Raw genomic sequence first — 15,925 nt, forward strand, 5'->3', positions numbered from 1 at the left:
GCGGCGATGATCGCTTTCGGCCAGAGGGACTGATGAGCGAGACGGCGAGACAGAATGGGGCGCAGACCCGTGCGCCGGTTCTGACAGCGACCAACGTCACCAGACGCTTCGGCGGCCTGGTCGCAGTCAACAACGTGTCGTTGGACGTGCGGCCGGGCGAAATCCTCGGCCTGATCGGCCCCAACGGCGCCGGCAAGACGACGATGTTCGACCTGCTCGCCGGCAGCATCCTGCCGACCAGCGGCGAAATCCGGCTCAACGGCGCGCTGGTCTCGGGCGAGGCCGCGCACCGCCGCATAGGCCGGGGCCTCGGGCGCACCTTCCAGATACCCCGGCCGCTGCCCAATCTGACGCTGATCGAGAACGTCATGCTTGCCGCGCAAGGCCAGGCCGGCGAGCGGCTGCTCGCCAATTTCGTCACGCCCTGGCGGGTCGCCGCCGAGGAGAAGGCGGCCGCGAAGAAGGCCGCCGAGCTGCTGGATCTCGTCTCGCTGACCCACCTTGCGCACGAGCCGGCGCGCGTGCTTTCGGGCGGCCAGCGCAAGCTTCTCGAACTCGCCCGCGTGATGATGGCCGATCCGGCGATCATCCTGCTCGACGAGCCGGCCGCCGGCGTCAACGCCACCCTGCTCGAAGTGATCATCGACCGCATCCGCGACATCAACAAAAGCGGCATCACCTTCCTGCTCATCGAGCACAATATCGACATGGTGACGCGGCTCTGCCACCGCGTTCTGGTGATGGCGAGCGGCGAGCTTTTGTGCGAGGGCACGGCGGAAGAGGTGGCGCGCGATCCGCGCGTCATCGAGGCCTATCTCGGAGGCGCGGCATGAGCCAAACCGTGCTCGACGTGCGCGACCTCGAGGCCGGCTACGAGCCCGGCGTGCCGATAGTGCGCGGCGCCTCGATCACCGTCGACAAGGGCGAGATCGTCGTCGTGCTCGGGCCGAACGGCGCCGGCAAGTCGAGCCTGATCAAGGCCGTCGCCGGTCTCGTCCCGATCAGCCGGGGCAAAGTGCTTCTCGACGGCAACGACATCACAGCGGCGCCCGCGCATACCATGGTGCGGCTCGGCCTCGCCTTCGTGCCGCAGACCGAGAATGTCTTCCCGCTAATGTCGGTCGAGGACAATCTGAAGGTAGCCTGCGGCATCCTGGAGCGGCGCGAGGCGCCGGCCCGCATCGCGGAAATGTATGCGATGTTCCCCGACCTCGCGCGCCAGAAGCGGAGCGCGGCCGGCAATTTGTCGGGCGGCCAGCGCCAGATGCTGGCGGTGGCCCGGGCGCTGATCATCCATCCCAAGGTGCTGGTGCTCGACGAGCCGTCGGCCGGCCTGTCGCCGAAATTCGTGTCGATGGTGTTCGAGATGCTCTCCGCCATCCGCAAATCCGGAGTCACCATCCTTCTGGTCGAGCAGAACGCCAAGGCGGCCCTTGCCATCGGCGATCGCGCCTATGTGCTGGTTGAAGGCAAGGAGCGGCACGAGGGTGTGGCCTCGACGCTATGGGACGATCCAGTGGTCGCCGAGCTCTATCTTGGCCAGCGGCCATTGAAGCCGGAAGCGGGAGGCGCGGCATGAGCCTGCAATTCGTCGTCGACGGGCTGCTTGCCGGCTCGATGATCGGCCTCGGCGCCATCGGCGTGACCCTGACCTATTCGATCCTGCGCTTCTCCAATTTCGCCCATGGCGACTTCATGGCCTGGGGCGCCTATGCGACGCTGGTCTGCGTCGGCGCGATCGGCGCCCTGTTCGGCAAGGTGGCGCCGATCGCGCCGCTGTCCTTCGGTTGGCCGCTGATCGTCGGCCTGATCGCCGGCATGGCCTTCACCGCGCTGCTGGTGCTGCTGCTCGACAAGGTGCTGTTCTCGCGGCTGCGCCGGCAGGAACAGGCGATCATCGTCGTGATGGGCAGCTTCGGCGCATCGATGGCGCTGAGAAGCCTGCTCGAATTCATCTTCACCTCACGCCCGACCTATTTCAGCCGCGCTATCCAGATCGCCATGCCGGTCGGCCTCGGCATCCGCATCACGCCCGATCAGATCGCGCTGCTCGTGCTGACTGTCGTGCTGGTGGTCGGCGTGCATCTTTTGACGACGCGCACCCAGACCGGCCGCTCCATGCAGGCGATGAGCCAGAACCCGGCACTTGCCCGCGTCGTCGGCATCGACGTCGCCGGCGTCGTACGCGTCACCTGGATCATCGGCGCGGCACTTGCCTGCGTCGCCGGCGTCATGATCGGCATCCTCATCCAGATCCGCCCCTTCATGGGTTTCGATATGCTGCTGCCGATGTTCGCCGCCGCCATCCTCGGCGGCATCGGCAGCATCCCGGGCGCCGTGCTCGGCGGCCTGATCATCGGCCTGGCCGAAGCCGGCGCGGTGCAATTGATCGGCGCAGAATGGCGCGCCGCGGTCTCTTTCATCATTCTGATGGCGGTGCTGTTCGTACGGCCGATCGGCCTGTTCGGCGTGAGGGAAAGATGATCGATCTTCTCGGCTACGGCGCCTTCTTCCTGACCACCGCGCTGATCTTCTCGCTGGTCACGCTGGGGCTCAATTTGCAATGGGGGCTGACCGGCCTGTTCAATGTCGGGCTCGCAGGCTTCGTCGCCATCGGCGCCTATACCTCGGCGCTCTTGACCACGCCCGACGACCCCGCGCGACTGGGCGGCCTTGGCTTGCCGATCCTCGTCGGCTGGCTGGGCGCGATGGTCGTTGGCGGTCTGGCCGCGGCCCTCACCGGCATCGCCACGCTAAGGCTGAAGTCGGACTATCTGGCGATCACCACCTTCGGGGTCGCGGTCGTGGTGCAACTGGTCGCGCTCAACGCCCAGAAGCTCACCGGCGGACCGTTCGGCATCGGTTTCATCCCACGCCCCTTCAGCGGACTCGCCGAGACGCCCCTGCTGTTCAACCTGTCCAATCTAGCCGTGGTCTCGGCGGTCACATTGGTGGTGTATCTCGCTTTGCAGCACCTGGCGCGCAGCCCATGGGGACGGGTGCTGAAGGCATTGCGCGAAGACGAACGCGCGGCGGTCTCGCTCGGCAAAAGCGCGCGCTTTTATCGCGTGCAGGCCTTTGCCGTCGGCGGCGCGATCATGGCGCTTGCCGGCGCGCTGCAGGCCCATTTCATCGGCTTCATCGCACCCGACAATTACCTGCCGATCCTCACCTTCCAGGTCTGGGTGATGCTGATCGTCGGCGGCTCCGGCAGCAATGCGGGTGCAGTCGCCGGCAGCGTGCTGGTCTGGGCGATCTGGGCGGGTTCGGGCGCGCTCACCAGCGTGCTCTTTTCGCCGGAGCAGCAAGCGCGCGCCGCGGCCCTGCAGATTGTCGCCATCGGTGTCATGCTGTGCGTCATCCTGCTGGTCCGGCCGACGGGGCTGTTCGGCGACCGGCCGCGGCGGCCGCGCCTCGGCAAGCATGCAAGGATGGCCCCGAGCGAGGGCGGCTCCGGATCATGAGCGCCATGACCAGGCCGAACGGCAATGGTCTTTCGCTGTGGCATGCCGTCAGCCGTAACCATTGCGACCGGCTCACGCTGCAAGGCGGGCTCGACGTCGACCTGGCCATCGTCGGCGCCGGCTTTTCCGGACTGTCGACGGCGCTGCACGCCGCCGAGAAAGGGCTTTCGGTCGCAGTTCTCGAAGCCGAATGCATTGCCTGGGGCGCGACCGGCAGGAATGCCGGCTTCGTCGTGCCGAACTTCGCCAAGCGTGACCCGGACGATATCGTCGCCAAGCTTGGGACCGAGCGCGGCGAGCGCCTGATCGACTTCGCCGCCGGCAGCGCCGACCTCGTCTTCGGCCTGATCAAACGCCACCGCATCGAATGCGATGCCTTGCAGAACGGCTGGATCCAGCCGACGCACACGACGGCAGCCTCCGAAAAGACTAAGTCGCGCGCCGAGCAATGGGCGCGCCGCGGCCGGCCGGCCGTCGCACTGGACAGCCGGGCGGTTACGGAACTCACCGGCATTCGCGGTTACGTCGGCGGCTGGATGGACAAATCCGGCGGTGTTCTCAATCCGGTCGAGTTCGCGCGCGGCCTGGCGGACGCGGCGGAGCGGGCGGGCGCGCGCATCTTCGAACGGACGCGTGTCACTTCCATCGATCGCTTACCGGATGGCTGGGCGCTGAAGGCCGCGACCGGCACGGTGCGGGCCGGCAAGGTGCTGGTCGCCACCAACGCCTATGGCGACGCACTCAACCCCGTCCTTGCCCTAACCTATGTGCCGTTAACAGTCTTCCAGATCGCCACGGAGCCGCTGCCGCGCGACCTCCGCGCGCGCCTGCTGCCCGGTGGACAAGGCGTCGGTGATACAAGACGCAACCTCTTCACTTGCCGCTTCGACGGGCAGAACCGGCTGATCAGCGGCGGCATGCACATAATCGGCGCCGGCGCCGAGAGGCGTGTGCCGCAAGCGATCTGGCGGCGGCTCGCCAGGCATCTCGATCTCGCCGATTTGCCGCCCATAGCCTACAGCTGGACAGGCGTGGCGGCGATCGAGCCGGATTTCCTGCCGCGCCTCATCGATCTCGGGCCCGACATGATCGCGGGGTTCGGCTGCAACGGCCGCGGCATCGCCATGACCACGGCAATGGGCAAGGCGCTGGCCGACTGGGCGAGCGGCGCGGACGCCCATGACTTGCCGCTACCCAGTGCGCCGCCGTCGCCGATCCCTTTGCACGGCGTGGTCCGCTATGCCCCCAACGTCATGCTCGCATGGAGTATATTGCGCGACCGGATGGAGGGAGCGAGCCATAACGCAACAAAAGCAAAGTAATGCGCGGGGGTCGCCGTCGGAATCTGGCGGCTGAGCTGTTTTACTCGCTACCCGATATGCGCGAGCGCTTCCGATATCCGCGCCGCGGCGTTCAGCAGGGCCGGCAGCAAAGCCTCTCGTCGCTTCTGATCCAGTTCAGCTTTCGGTCCGGACATTGCCACGGCCGCGACTGGCAGATCGGCCAGGAACACGGGCACCGCCAAGCTGATGACCCCTTCGCGCGATCCGTCCACGGTCATCGCCCAGCCGCGTTCGCGCGTGAGCGTGAGATCCGCGCTGAGATCATCCCTATCGAGGCCGGCGGTGCGGGGATGACTGGCGACCCGCGCCCCCACCATCTCGGGCTTATGCCAAGCCAGCATCGCACGGCCCGACGAAATGAGGAATGCCGGCAGACGCATGCCGGGCTGGGCCGAGACATGCGAGATGGTATTGGCCTCGACCTTGTCGAGATAGAGCACGTCGTCACCGTCGAGCACCGCAAGGAAGACGTTGAGACCAGTCTCGGCATGCAGCGCGCGCAGGAACGGCTGCGCCGTGCGCCGCAGCGGGTCGCGGCTCATGATGCGCATGCCGATCTCCCAGGCCTTCAGCGTCGCGGCATAGCGGCCGGCCTCGTCGGCGCGGCGCACGAAGCCGAGCTCGGCAAGTGTGCCGAGCAGGCGCGAGACGTTGGAGCGCGTCAGGTCGAGCTCTCGGCCGAGCTCGGCGGCGCCGCGTGGCCCATTGCTGGCGGCGAGCGTCTCCAGCAACTGCAAGCCCTTGCGCAAAGTCTTGTCCATCAGTCGGCGCGGTCCTCGTCGGCGAGATCGATCGTCAGCATCAGCGTGCTCAGGCTCTTACCATGCGGATCCTGCGCCAGCGACCGCGTCACGCCGCCGCCCAGCGCGTTTTCGATGACGAAGTTGAACGCCCTCAGCTTGGGCAGCGCGTAGCGGCGCACCGGCCCTCCCGCGATATGATGGAAGGCCCTGGCGACGCGCTTCTCCGTCAGACGCTCGCTGAGCAGTTCCCAGGCCGCCTCGTCATAGGCGATGACCGAGATGTTCGAGGTGTTGCCCTTGTCGCCGGCACGGGCATGGGCGAGGTCGTAAACGCGCTTGCGGGCAGGCGCTTGGTCAGTGAGCATGGCCGATGGTCTCCACCCGATGCGTGACGCGGTTGCGCGGCAGAAGCACCGACTTCACCGCCAGCACCTCCTGCACGCCGAGGCTGTAGCCGCCACCGGCGCCGGCCGGCCCCTGCATGTGCAGCCCACGCACCTCGGCGCCAACCGCGGCGGCTGCGGTGCGGTCGTTGCTGCGCGCAGCGATGCGCAGCCGGACCTCGTAGGGCTCCGGGCGAGAGGCGGCATCGCCGTGCAGGCTCGACATGCCGATCAGGTCGACGCGCATCTCCGGATAGACGAAGCCGAGACGGCTGAGCCTTTCCTTGACGACCTCCGCCCCTAGCCGAGCGCGCGCCACCGCGTTGATGCCGGCAAAGCCCATCTCGCCGATGCCGATATAGCCATCGAAATAACCGACGACGACCTTGTAGCTGTCGGTGCGCGCACGCGCCGCCGCGCCGACGACTTCGACGCGATCTTTGCCGCGCTGGACGAAGTCGACACCGGTGATGTCGAGCACGCAGTCCGGCGTGATGTAGCGCGACGGGTCGTGGATCTCGTAGAGAAGCTGCTCCGTGCAGGTGGCGCGGTCGATCCGGCCGCCGCTTTGCGGCGTCTTCGACAGCGTGACGCGTCCATCCATCGAGACATCGGCGAAGGGATAGCCGAGGCCGGCGAGGTCCTCGACCTCCTTGCGGCCGGGATCGGCGAAGCAACCGCCGGTGAGCTGCCCGGAGCACTCCAGCAAATGGCCGGCAACCGTGCCCGCCGCCAGCCGGTCGAGATCGTCATAGGACCAGCCGAAATGGTGCAGCATCGGCCCCAGGAACAGCGACGGATCGGCGACGCGTCCGGTCACCACGATCTCGGCGCCCGTACCCAGCGCATCGCGCACCGCGTCGGCGCCGAGATAGGCGTTTGCCGATGCCATGCGAGGCAATATCTCCTCCAGCGGCAGGCCGTCCTCGAGCGTCGCGAGGCCGCCCTCGCCGCGCACCAGCTCCGCGACGTCGTCGCCGAGCACGACGGCGCTGAAGGGTGTGGCCAGACCAAGCGCCTGCGCCTCCTCGGCGATCACCGCGGCGGCGCTCCGGGGATTGGCCGCGCCCATATTGGTGACGATGCGCGTGCCATTGGCGCGGCATGCCGGCAGCACGGCGCGAATGCGTTGGCGCAGCGAAGGCGTGTAGCCGCGCGACGGATCCTTCGAACGGTCCAGCGTCTCGCGGGCGATGGTTCGTTCGGCGAGGCACTCCATCACCAGATAGTCGAGCCCGCCGCGTTCGGCGATCGCCTGCGCGGGCGCGATCCGGTCATCGGCCATGCCGGCACCGCTACCCACGCGAACAAAGTTATTCATGTCCTAAAATCCAGACTTCTGTTGCGTATTTTGAACTATAGGATCAAAATACGGATCAAAGCAATGCTACGGAGACCGGCATGTACCCGCCAGCCGCGGAAATCCGCGCCAAGATCGCCTTCCGCCTGCCCGAGGGCCTGTACCGCTCCGGCGAGACGAGCCACTGGATCGCGGCGCGGCGCGGCGGGCCGCTGCATTCGTTCCTGGAAGGTCCGTCCTTCGACCGGCAGGGGAAGCTCTACGCGGTCGACCTGGCGCATGGCCGCATCCTGTGCTTCTCGCCCGATGGCGAGGCATCCGTCTTCGCCGACTACGAAGGCGAGCCGAACGGGCTGAAGATCCACCGCGACGGCCGCATCTTCGTCGCCGACCGGATGCACGGACTGCTCGTCTTCGACCCTGCCAAAGGCACGCGCGAGACGCGGCTGGCCGGCCCGGGCACGGATCGCTTCCACGGCCTCAACGACCTCGCCTTCTCGTCGACGGGCGATCTCTACTTCACCGACCAGGGCGACAGCGCGCTGGAGGCGCCGTACGGTCGCGTCTTCCGGCTGCGTGCCAGCGGCGAGCTCGACCTCTTGATGGAGGGCCTGGCCGGCCCCAACGGCTTGGTGCTCAACCGCGAGGAGACGCTGCTCTACGTGGCCGTGACCAGGACCAACCAGGTGTTATCCTTGCCGCTGCTGCCCGATTATCGCGGCATCCACAAGGCGGGTGTCTTCCTGCAGCTCTCGGGAAGCCCGACCGGCCCCGACGGCATGGCGCTCGACGAGGACGGCAATCTCGCCGTTGTGCATGCCGGCGCCGGCACGGTATGGCTCTTCAGCCGGCTCGGCGAGCCGCTGTTCAGGATCCGCTCCTCGGCCGGGCTGCGCACGACCAATGTCGCCTATGGCGGAGCGGACCGCCGCATGCTTTTCGTCACCGAGGCGGAGCGCGGCGTCATCCTCGAGGCAGCGATGCCCGCGCCCGGCGCCCTGCTTTACTCGCATATGTGAGCACCGCCCGACTGATGCCTTTATCAAACCTTGGCGAAACCGGCGAAGTTTGATCCAATCGCCGTACTGCACGGAGAAAGGTTGTTGAACACTGTGCGCATGATCAGGAGCTATCTGCTCCTGCCCTATGTCGAGGCCGTCGAGGCGAGAGGCCACGACGCGACGCCGATGCTGTCGGCGCATGGGCTGAAGAGCGCCGATCTGGTCGAGCCGCATTTCCGCCTGCCGTTCCGGGCCTTCCTCGCCATCCAGCAAAGCGCCGCCGATCTCGTCGGCGATCCGTGCCTCGGCCTGCGGATCGGCGCCGAGATCCGTCCGGAGCAGGTCGGCTCGCTCGGACTGTTGATGTCGACGTCGCGGACCTTGCGCGAGGCGCTGCTGCATTTCTCGCATTGGGGAGCCTCGATGCAGGAAGGCTGGGAGCTGGAGTTCATCGACACGCCGGAAGGCGCCGACTATGTCTACCGCGTGCATGAGCTTGGCGTTTCGACCAGGCAGGACGTGGAATATTCGCTGGCCAATATGTGCAGCCTGATCCGCACCCGCATGGGGCGCAACTGGGCGCCAACCGAGGTCCATCTGGCGCATTCCAACCCATCGCGGGCGCGCGTCTATGAAGGCATCTTCCATGCTCCCGTCTTCTTCGACCAGCCGGTCAACAAGCTGGTTATCGGCAATGACGACCTCATGCTGCGCTCGGAACGGGTCAGCTACGCGCTATTGCCGATCGTCGAGGCGCATCTTCAGCTCGCCAGACAGGCCACGGCATTAGACGAAAACCTCGCACGCCAGGTCAGCCTCATCGTCGCCCAGTCGATGGGACGGCGCACGGTGCAGATCGCCGACGTCGCGGTCAAGCTCGGCATGCCGGTGCGCAGCCTGCAACGCGCGCTCGCCGAGCGAAACACGAGCTTTCGCGACATCGTGCGGCAAGAGCGCCAGCGCGTCGCCGAGGACCTTCTCGCGCAGGGGCGCATAAACTCGATCACCGAGATCGCCATCAGCGCCGGCTACGCCGACGGCTCGGTGTTCTCGCGCGCCTTCCGGACATGGACCGGCACCGCGCCAAGCAAGAGCCCGCTGCGCAGGAAGGCTTAGCTGCCCTAAAGGTCCACAGGCGGCAGCATCTTCATGCCGGCCATCTCCTCGATTACCGAGCGATAAGTGTCATAGCTGCTCACCGTGCCGAAGAAGCCGAGGCGCTTGACCTTGTCGGCGTTGAGCAGTTGCGGCACCGCCGACAGTATGTAGTCGAGCAGGCCGAAGATGCGGTCGATGTCGGTCAGCCTTGCCGGCGTCAGCCCATGTTGCCGGGCCAGCTCGGCCCAGGCCGCCTGCACTGCCGGCCGCCCGGCCCATTCCGAGAAGGTGAAGGTGAAGCGGATGCGCCCCTTCGGTCCGAAGCCGCGCGGCGGATCGTATTTGAAATCCGTATGCCGGTAGGCCGATGCGTCGTCCGACGGCGGCGTGTAGCCGATACCGTACCATCCGGCGAGCTTCTGCCACAGCCTGCCCCAGGTGAAGGCGCTGTCGTCGGTCATGTTGAGGCTCTGGTTGGCCGTCGTCTGCGCAAGCGCCGCCCATTCCGCCATGTAGCCGTTGAGCATCGCCGATGAGTTCGTGGCCGGGCATTCCCAGGCCGCGAGATCGCCGGGGAACACAAGTGGCTCGTTCATGTGCCGGCGGATCGCGGCATACATCGCCAGCGGCAGCGTAATGTTCATCGCCGCGTCGGGCACGGCGCCCAGCACCCAGCCCGGCCGCGTCTCGACCCACTCGATGCCGTGGCGGGCGCAGAACGCCTTCAGATGGTCGTGCTGCGCATAGTAGAAATTCGGCTCCAGCGCCTCGCCGACACGTGGGTCGGATTCCTCCTGCGGATAGTTCGCGGGGCCGAGATGGACGCCGTAATATTTCATGCCGAACTGGACGAGCACGCGCTTCGGGAGCGAGCCGGCAAGCGCCAGCCCCTCGAGGAAGTTTTCGAGCAGTTTCAGATTCACTGCCGTCAGCCGTTCGGCGTCTTCCCAGATCGTGCGGCCCGGCTCGGCCGGCGGCTGGAGATAGGCGCAGAAGAAGGCATAGTCGGCCTTGACGCCCTTTTCCTTGAGCTCGGCGGCGATGGACTGCGGGGAGGCATCGAGTAGGTCCATCGCTACATGTTCGACCTGATCACCGGCCGGCGTGCCTGTGGCCGGCCGGCGCGAGAGCGCCCAGATTTTCGACCAACGCTGCGGCGACTGCGCCAGCGCCCTGACGATGTAGGAGCCGGAGATGCCGTTCGCGCCGGCGACGATCGCCGTAAGCCCGGTGAGCGTCTCCGGATAGGTCGGAAGCCCGTGAAAAATGCCACGGGACTGGATGACATGGCTGGTCATGATGTCCTCATGCGTCGATCGACGTCAAGGCGGTTTCAGGCTGCACGCTTGCGGGTCACGAACTTGTCCTGCAGATAGGCCTGCAGCCCCTCCACGCCGCCTTCGCTGCCCCAGCCGCTGTCCTTGATGCCGCCGAACGGCGTCTCGGGCATCGCCAGGCCGAAATGGTTGAGCGAGATCGTGCCGGCCTGCACCTCGCTGGCGATGCGGTCCGCGGCCTCCAGGCTTTTGGCGAAGGCGTAGGCGCTAAGCCCGTAAGGCAAGCGGTTGGCCTCGTTGATCGCCTCATCGAGCGAGGCGACCGGATTGATCACTGCGACCGGTCCAAACGGCTCGTCATTCATGATGCGCGCGTCGAGCGGCACATGGGTGAGCACGGTCGGCGCGTAGAAATAGCCCTCATTGCCGAGACGCCGCCCGCCGGCGCGCACCGTTGCGCCCTGGTCGCGGGCGTCTTGCACGAAAGCCTCGACCGCATCCGGCCGGCGGCCATGCGCCAGCGCGCCCATCTGGCTTTCCGGCGACAGGCCGGGTCCGACCTTGAGCGCTGCGCTGCGGGCGACGAAATCCTCGACGAAACTGTCGAACACCCGCTCATGCACCAGGAAGCGCGTCGGCGAAGCGCAGACCTGTCCGGCGTTGCGGAACTTCATGGCGACGGCGAGGCTGGCGACCTTGCCGGCATCGACGTCCCCATCGACGATGAAGGGCGCATGGCCGCCGAGCTCCATCGTCGCGCGCTTGACATGGCGCGCGGCAAGCGCGCCGAGATGCCGGCCGACCGGCACCGAGCCGGTGAACGAGACCTTGCGGATGACCGGCGACGGGATCAGGTACTCGGAGATCTCCGCCGGTACGCCGAACACCAGGTTGACGACGCCTGCCGGCACCCCGGCGTCGGCGAAACAGCGCACCAGCTCCATGGTCGAGGTCGGCGTCTCTTCCGGCGCCTTGGCAATGATCGAGCAGCCGGCGGCAAGGGCGGCCGCGATCTTGCGCACGAGCTGCGTCACCGGGAAGTTCCAAGGGCTGAAGCCGGCCACCGGACCGACCGGCTCCTTGAGCACGGTCTGGGTGATGTCGGGGCCGCGGCCCGGAATGACGCGGCCATAGGCGCGACGGCCCTCCTCGGCGTTCCAGTCGATATGGTCGGCGGCGATCACCGCCTCCAGGCGCGCCTCGACGATCGGCTTGCCCATCTCGCGGCTGATCGCGGCGGCCACCATCTCGTGCCGGTCGCGCAGGAGCGAGGCCGCCTTGCGGATGATGGCCGAGCGGTCGAAGGCGCTCTTGTCGCGCCACAGCCTGAAGCCGCGCTCCGCGGCCTCGAGCGCGCGGTCGAGATCGGCCTTCTCGGCGAAGGGCACCTCGCCGATGGAGGCTCCGGTTGCCGGATCGAAGACCGGCGCGGCACGCGTGCCCGAGCCGCGCGTCCATTCGCCGTCGATATAGAGGGAAGGGGTCATGATTTCTCCTGCGAATGATCGTTGCTAGGCGGCGGCGATGGCGGGCTTGCCGCTGCGCAACGTGGAATGGATGAGGTCGAGCCCGGCTTCCATCCGATCGATGATCTCTGTGATCTCGGCCGCATTGATGATCAGCGGCGGGCTGAGCGCGATGGTGTCATTGGGGCAGGAGCGCAGGATCACGCCTTTCGCCTCGCACAGCCGCACCAGCGTCGGGCCGATCTTGTCGGTGGCGGCAAAATTCAGCCGCTCCGCCTTGTCGGCGACGATCTCGACACCGGCGATCAGGCCAGCGCCGCGCACATCGCCGACCAGCGGATGATCGGCGAGACGGCGCTTGAGCTCCGTCTGAAGGAACTGCCCGGTCTCGGCCGCCCGGCCGATGATGTTTTCCTCGTCGTAGATCCTGAGCGTCTCCAGCGCGACGGCGGCCGGCACCGGATGGCCGGAATAGGTGAAGCCGTGCCCGAAGGTGCCGATCGCATGCGTCTCCTCGGCCACCGCGTCGACGATCTTCTTGCCGATCAGCACCGCGCTGATCGGCAAGAAGGCGGCCGAAAGGGCCTTGGCGCAGGTCAGGATGTCGGGCTCGATGCCCATGGTCTGCGACCCCCAGTAGGACCCGGTGCGGCCAAAGCCGCAGATCACCTCGTCGGCCACCACCAGCACGTCGTGGCGGCGCAGCACCGCCTGGATCTTCTCGTAATAGGTGCGTGGCGGCACGATGACGCCGCCGCCGCCCATGATCGGCTCCATGAACATCGCCGCCACCGTGTCCGGTCCCTCGGCGACGATCAGGTCGTCGAGCTCCTTGGCGCAGCGGCTGGCGAAATCCTCCTCGCTCTCGCCGGGCAGGCCGTTGTGGTAGAAAAGCGGGGTCTGCACGTGGTGGAAGCGGGCGAGCGGCACGTCGAACGAGGTGTGGTTGACGACCTGGCCGGTGACGGAGGCGGTTGCCAGCGTGATGCCGTGATAACCGCGAACGCGGCCGATGATCTTCTTCTTCTCAGGCCGTTTCAGCGCATTGTTGTAGTACCAGATCAGCTTGATGGCGGTGTCGTTGGCTTCGGAGCCCGAATTGGCGAGAAAGACCTTGCTCATCGGCGAGGGCGCGAGCTGGATCAGGCGCTCCGAGAGGTCGACCAGCGGCACGTTCGTCTTGCCGGTGAAGGCATGGTAGAAAGGCAGCTTGCGCATCTGCTCGTAGGCCACGCGCGCCAGCCTTTCATTGTCGAAGCCAAGCGAGGCGCACCACAGGCCGGCGACCGCGTCTATGTAGCCGCGACCTTCCTCGTCGAAGACGCGCACGCCCTTGCCGTGGGTGACGACGAACGGCTCGATGTTGGCGAGAGGATCGACGAAAGGATGCAAGGCGAACGCCTTGTCGCGCGCGGCAACGGAGTTGGGGATCGAAGCAGACATGGCGTCCTCCAGGTAAAAAGGCGGCCTCTCGCGCGACGCTGGGCGGCGCGCGCTTGGCTCTATGGTTCGGGTTGAGGGGGCCGGCGGTCAGGCCGGCCCCCGCGCTGTCATTTCGCCAGAAGCACGTCCAGCGGGATGTTCTTCGAGATCGTGAACTGGTCGATCACCTTCGACTTGCCGTCGACGATGTCGGTTACCAGAAACGGGATCTGCGTCTGGATATGCACGTCGGGCGTGAAGGTGCGCGGGCCGAGCAGCGACGGCTCGTCCTTGAAAGAGTCCAGCACCTTGACCACCGCCTCGGAATCGAAGCTGCCGGCCTTCTCGACCGCTTTCGCCCAGAGCTGGATGGCGACATAGCCGTCGAAAACGCTCTGGTTGACCGGCAGTGCGCCGTACTTGGCCTTGTAGCGCTCGGCGAAGGCGTTGACGTCGGGGCGCGGATCGTCACCGCGGAACGAGCCCTTGGCGAGGCCGACGAAGTCCTTGAGGCCGGGGGCCGAGTCCAGCCAGTAGTCGCCGTCCATCGCCGTGCCGTTGAGGATCGGCGAGGTGATGCCGGCCGCGCGCAGCTGGCGCGCCACACTGGCAGCGCCCGGAATGTAGGAGCACAGCATGATGACGTCGGGCTGCGCCGGCAACGCCTTGATGCGGGTGATCTGCGAGGCGATCGAGGTGTCGCCGTTCTTGAACGTGTCCTCGCCGACCACCTTGGCGCCGTCGAATTGCGGGAACATCCAGTCGAAGCCGGCGCACAGGCTGCGGTCATACTGGATGGTCGTGTCGACCAGCACATAGCCGGTGCGGGCCTTGCGCTTGGTGTAGGACCACTCCGCCATGGTCGCGCCCTCGGCATTGGCGACCGAGGAGGCGCTGTAGGAATGCGGGCCGATGCCCTGGACGCCGGCCTTGATGTCGGCGGCGCATAGGAAGATCGAGATGATGCCGGCGGATTCGGCGGCGAGCGCGACGGGCGAACCCATGTCGTAGTCGCAGCTGACGATCATCACGCCGACACCGTCGGCAAGCAGCGTCTGGCCGGCCTGGGCGGCGCGCGCCAGATCGGTGCGGGTGTCCTCGATCACCGGCTTCAGTGTCTGGCCGAGCAGACCGCCCTTGGCGTTGATCTCCTCGATCGCCAGCAGCGCGGCCTGGGTCGCACCCTTGTCGTAGGCCTCCATCCAGCCAGACTGTGCGATGGCGAAACCGACCTTCATCTCCTCGGCAAAAGCCGGGGCAACGGCAGCCGATGCGATGCCGGCGCCGGCGCAGGCCGTCGCGAGGCGGCGCAGAAAAATCTTCCCCTTCATAGTGTGTTCTCCACTGTGGTTGTCCCAACGTTGTTTTTTGAGTTGCTTGCGTGGCGATCGAGCTTCCCCAGCAGGGAAGCGGGCAGAGTGATCTCGCGATCGCCGACGAGACCTTGCGGACGCTTCACCAGCGCCACGCACATTGCGGCCGCGATCAGGAAGTTCGCGGTCCCCGCCGGGATACTGACGGTGAAGCCGAACAGCTCGATGCTGCCTTCCAGGCGGATGAGGACTTCCATCGCCACCGAGATCGCAACCACGCCGGCGACGGCGCCGGTCAGGCTGAACATGCCGCCGACGATCAGCATGGCCAAAGCCAGCAGCGTCGCGCCGAAATAGAAGGAGTCCGGGCTGATGACGCCGAGATAGCGGGCCTGCAGGTTGCCGGCGATGCCGCAGACGAAGCCGCTCAGCACATAGGCGAGCAGGCGCACGCGGAACCCGCGTATGCCGCAGGCTTCCGCCGCGATCGGGTCCTCGCGGCAGGACTTCAGCGCCAGGCCCGCCGCCGAGGTCGCATGGATGTGAGCGACGACTATGGCGAAGACGGCCCAGCCGAGAACGGTCCAGATGCCGAGCCCGGTCGGGATGCCGGCGAGCGAGCCGACACCGCCGGTGACGGCGTCGGAATTGGCGTAGACCGTGTTGACAATAGCGAGCAGAGCGAGCGTGGCGATCGACGCGGCGACGCCGGAGAGCCGCATGATGAAGACGCCGCTGGCCAGCGCCACGAGCCCGGCCAGCAGCCCGCTGGCCAGCGTGGCGAGGAAAGACGGCCATTGCGCCGAGAGGATGAACTCGGGCAGGCCCGGCAGAAGCATCTTCTTCATCGCCGGCCGCATCGTCAGCCAGGCGGTGGCGTAGGCCGAGACGGTGGCAAAGCCGAGATGGCCGAAGCTCAAAATGCCGGAATTGCCGACGAAGATGAAAAGCCCGACGACGAGCACGACGCTGATCAGCGTGCCGATGCCGACGCGCACGACGAGCGGCGAGGCAAGGCCCGTCAGCAGAAGGACCGTGGCGAGCAATGCCAGCGACAGGATGACCGACGTCGCATGCCGTGCCGCCAGGCGTTGAAGGGGACGGTTGGCACTCAT

At 66.8% G+C, this 15,925-nt stretch carries 15 protein-coding genes; 7 read left to right on the forward strand and 8 right to left on the reverse strand.

Annotated elements, in window-relative coordinates:
• Positions 1–32 precede the first annotated feature (32 nt).
• From FJ988_RS08445 to FJ988_RS08465, 5 genes are read left to right on the forward strand one after another with little or no spacing between them, the layout of a single operon-like run.
• Positions 33–833, forward strand: a complete 801-nt coding sequence (locus FJ988_RS08445) for an ABC transporter ATP-binding protein (protein ID WP_140816393.1) — start codon at positions 33–35, stop codon at positions 831–833.
• On the forward strand, positions 830–1,579 hold the full coding sequence (locus FJ988_RS08450; RefSeq protein WP_140816395.1) for an ABC transporter ATP-binding protein: 750 nt from the start codon (positions 830–832) through the stop codon (positions 1,577–1,579). Before FJ988_RS08445 ends, FJ988_RS08450 begins: the two co-directional genes overlap by 4 nt.
• Positions 1,576–2,484 carry a branched-chain amino acid ABC transporter permease gene (locus FJ988_RS08455; RefSeq protein ID WP_140816397.1) on the forward strand — a complete coding sequence of 303 codons (909 nt, stop codon included), beginning with the start codon at positions 1,576–1,578 and terminating at the stop codon, positions 2,482–2,484. The genes FJ988_RS08450 and FJ988_RS08455 overlap by 4 nt, the downstream gene beginning before the upstream one ends.
• Entirely contained in the window at positions 2,481–3,464 is a 984-nt protein-coding gene (locus tag FJ988_RS08460) for a branched-chain amino acid ABC transporter permease (RefSeq protein WP_181183464.1), read from the forward strand. Before FJ988_RS08455 ends, FJ988_RS08460 begins: the two co-directional genes overlap by 4 nt.
• Entirely contained in the window at positions 3,461–4,786 is a 1,326-nt protein-coding gene (locus FJ988_RS08465) for an FAD-binding oxidoreductase (RefSeq protein ID WP_140816399.1), read from the forward strand. The genes FJ988_RS08460 and FJ988_RS08465 overlap by 4 nt, the downstream gene beginning before the upstream one ends.
• A 47-nt stretch (positions 4,787–4,833) precedes the next feature.
• On the opposite strand, the gene FJ988_RS08470 is transcribed toward FJ988_RS08465, so the two are convergent.
• From FJ988_RS08470 to FJ988_RS08480, 3 genes are read right to left on the reverse strand one after another with little or no spacing between them, the layout of a single operon-like run.
• The gene (locus tag FJ988_RS08470; RefSeq protein ID WP_140816401.1) at positions 4,834–5,568 is read right to left on the reverse strand and encodes an IclR family transcriptional regulator; all 735 of its coding nucleotides are present in this window, start codon (positions 5,566–5,568) and stop codon (positions 4,834–4,836) included.
• Positions 5,568–5,915, reverse strand: a complete 348-nt coding sequence (locus tag FJ988_RS08475) for a hypothetical protein (protein WP_140816403.1) — start codon at positions 5,913–5,915, stop codon at positions 5,568–5,570. The genes FJ988_RS08470 and FJ988_RS08475 overlap by 1 nt, the downstream gene beginning before the upstream one ends.
• Positions 5,905–7,254, reverse strand: coding sequence for an acyclic terpene utilization AtuA family protein (locus FJ988_RS08480; RefSeq protein ID WP_140816405.1), 1,350 nt, complete (start codon positions 7,252–7,254; stop codon positions 5,905–5,907). Before FJ988_RS08480 ends, FJ988_RS08475 begins: the two co-directional genes overlap by 11 nt.
• Before the next feature lie 80 nt (positions 7,255–7,334).
• Between FJ988_RS08480 and FJ988_RS08485 the strand changes: the two genes are divergently transcribed.
• A complete protein-coding gene (locus FJ988_RS08485; RefSeq protein ID WP_140816407.1) occupies positions 7,335–8,252 on the forward strand; it encodes an SMP-30/gluconolactonase/LRE family protein in 918 nt (305 codons plus the stop codon).
• 93 nt (positions 8,253–8,345) lie between these two features.
• On the forward strand, positions 8,346–9,350 hold the full coding sequence (locus FJ988_RS08490) for an AraC family transcriptional regulator (protein ID WP_246688487.1): 1,005 nt from the start codon (positions 8,346–8,348) through the stop codon (positions 9,348–9,350).
• Between the two features lie 5 nt (positions 9,351–9,355).
• Here the strand turns inward: FJ988_RS08490 and FJ988_RS08495 are convergent, their stop codons facing one another.
• The 5 genes from FJ988_RS08495 to FJ988_RS08515 form a co-directional block, all read right to left on the reverse strand.
• Positions 9,356–10,630: an SDR family oxidoreductase gene (locus FJ988_RS08495; RefSeq protein WP_140816411.1), complete on the reverse strand. Its 1,275-nt coding sequence runs from the start codon at positions 10,628–10,630 to the stop codon at positions 9,356–9,358.
• Between the two features lie 35 nt (positions 10,631–10,665).
• The gene (locus FJ988_RS08500) at positions 10,666–12,096 is read right to left on the reverse strand and encodes an NAD-dependent succinate-semialdehyde dehydrogenase (protein WP_140816413.1); all 1,431 of its coding nucleotides are present in this window, start codon (positions 12,094–12,096) and stop codon (positions 10,666–10,668) included.
• 24 nt (positions 12,097–12,120) lie between these two features.
• Positions 12,121–13,518, reverse strand: coding sequence for an aminotransferase (locus FJ988_RS08505; RefSeq protein ID WP_140816415.1), 1,398 nt, complete (start codon positions 13,516–13,518; stop codon positions 12,121–12,123).
• Between the two features lie 107 nt (positions 13,519–13,625).
• Positions 13,626–14,828, reverse strand: a complete 1,203-nt coding sequence (locus tag FJ988_RS08510; protein ID WP_140816417.1) for an ABC transporter substrate-binding protein — start codon at positions 14,826–14,828, stop codon at positions 13,626–13,628.
• Positions 14,825–15,925, reverse strand: coding sequence for a branched-chain amino acid ABC transporter permease (locus FJ988_RS08515; RefSeq protein ID WP_181183465.1), 1,101 nt, complete (start codon positions 15,923–15,925; stop codon positions 14,825–14,827). The genes FJ988_RS08510 and FJ988_RS08515 overlap by 4 nt, the downstream gene beginning before the upstream one ends.

This window comes from Mesorhizobium sp. CU3 (assembly GCF_006442965.1).
Lineage (GTDB): Bacteria > Pseudomonadota > Alphaproteobacteria > Rhizobiales > Rhizobiaceae > Mesorhizobium.

What these genes read in the sequence shown, in the direction of transcription:
- FJ988_RS08445 (WP_140816393.1), top strand. Translation starts at nt 33, where the DNA reads ATGAGCGAGACGGCGAGACAGAATGGGGCGCAGACCCGTGCGCCGGTT.
- FJ988_RS08450 (WP_140816395.1), top strand. Translation starts at nt 830, where the DNA reads ATGAGCCAAACCGTGCTCGACGTGCGCGACCTCGAGGCCGGCTACGAG.
- FJ988_RS08455 (WP_140816397.1), top strand. Translation starts at nt 1,576, where the DNA reads ATGAGCCTGCAATTCGTCGTCGACGGGCTGCTTGCCGGCTCGATGATC.
- FJ988_RS08460 (WP_181183464.1), top strand. Translation starts at nt 2,481, where the DNA reads ATGATCGATCTTCTCGGCTACGGCGCCTTCTTCCTGACCACCGCGCTG.
- FJ988_RS08465 (WP_140816399.1), top strand. Translation starts at nt 3,461, where the DNA reads ATGAGCGCCATGACCAGGCCGAACGGCAATGGTCTTTCGCTGTGGCAT.
- FJ988_RS08470 (WP_140816401.1), bottom strand. Translation starts at nt 5,568, where the DNA reads ATGGACAAGACTTTGCGCAAGGGCTTGCAGTTGCTGGAGACGCTCGCC.
- FJ988_RS08475 (WP_140816403.1), bottom strand. Translation starts at nt 5,915, where the DNA reads ATGCTCACTGACCAAGCGCCTGCCCGCAAGCGCGTTTACGACCTCGCC.
- FJ988_RS08480 (WP_140816405.1), bottom strand. Translation starts at nt 7,254, where the DNA reads ATGAATAACTTTGTTCGCGTGGGTAGCGGTGCCGGCATGGCCGATGAC.
- FJ988_RS08485 (WP_140816407.1), top strand. Translation starts at nt 7,335, where the DNA reads ATGTACCCGCCAGCCGCGGAAATCCGCGCCAAGATCGCCTTCCGCCTG.
- FJ988_RS08495 (WP_140816411.1), bottom strand. Translation starts at nt 10,630, where the DNA reads ATGACCAGCCATGTCATCCAGTCCCGTGGCATTTTTCACGGGCTTCCG.
- FJ988_RS08500 (WP_140816413.1), bottom strand. Translation starts at nt 12,096, where the DNA reads ATGACCCCTTCCCTCTATATCGACGGCGAATGGACGCGCGGCTCGGGC.
- FJ988_RS08505 (WP_140816415.1), bottom strand. Translation starts at nt 13,518, where the DNA reads ATGTCTGCTTCGATCCCCAACTCCGTTGCCGCGCGCGACAAGGCGTTC.
- FJ988_RS08510 (WP_140816417.1), bottom strand. Translation starts at nt 14,828, where the DNA reads ATGAAGGGGAAGATTTTTCTGCGCCGCCTCGCGACGGCCTGCGCCGGC.
- FJ988_RS08515 (WP_181183465.1), bottom strand. Translation starts at nt 15,925, where the DNA reads ATGAGTGCCAACCGTCCCCTTCAACGCCTGGCGGCACGGCATGCGACG.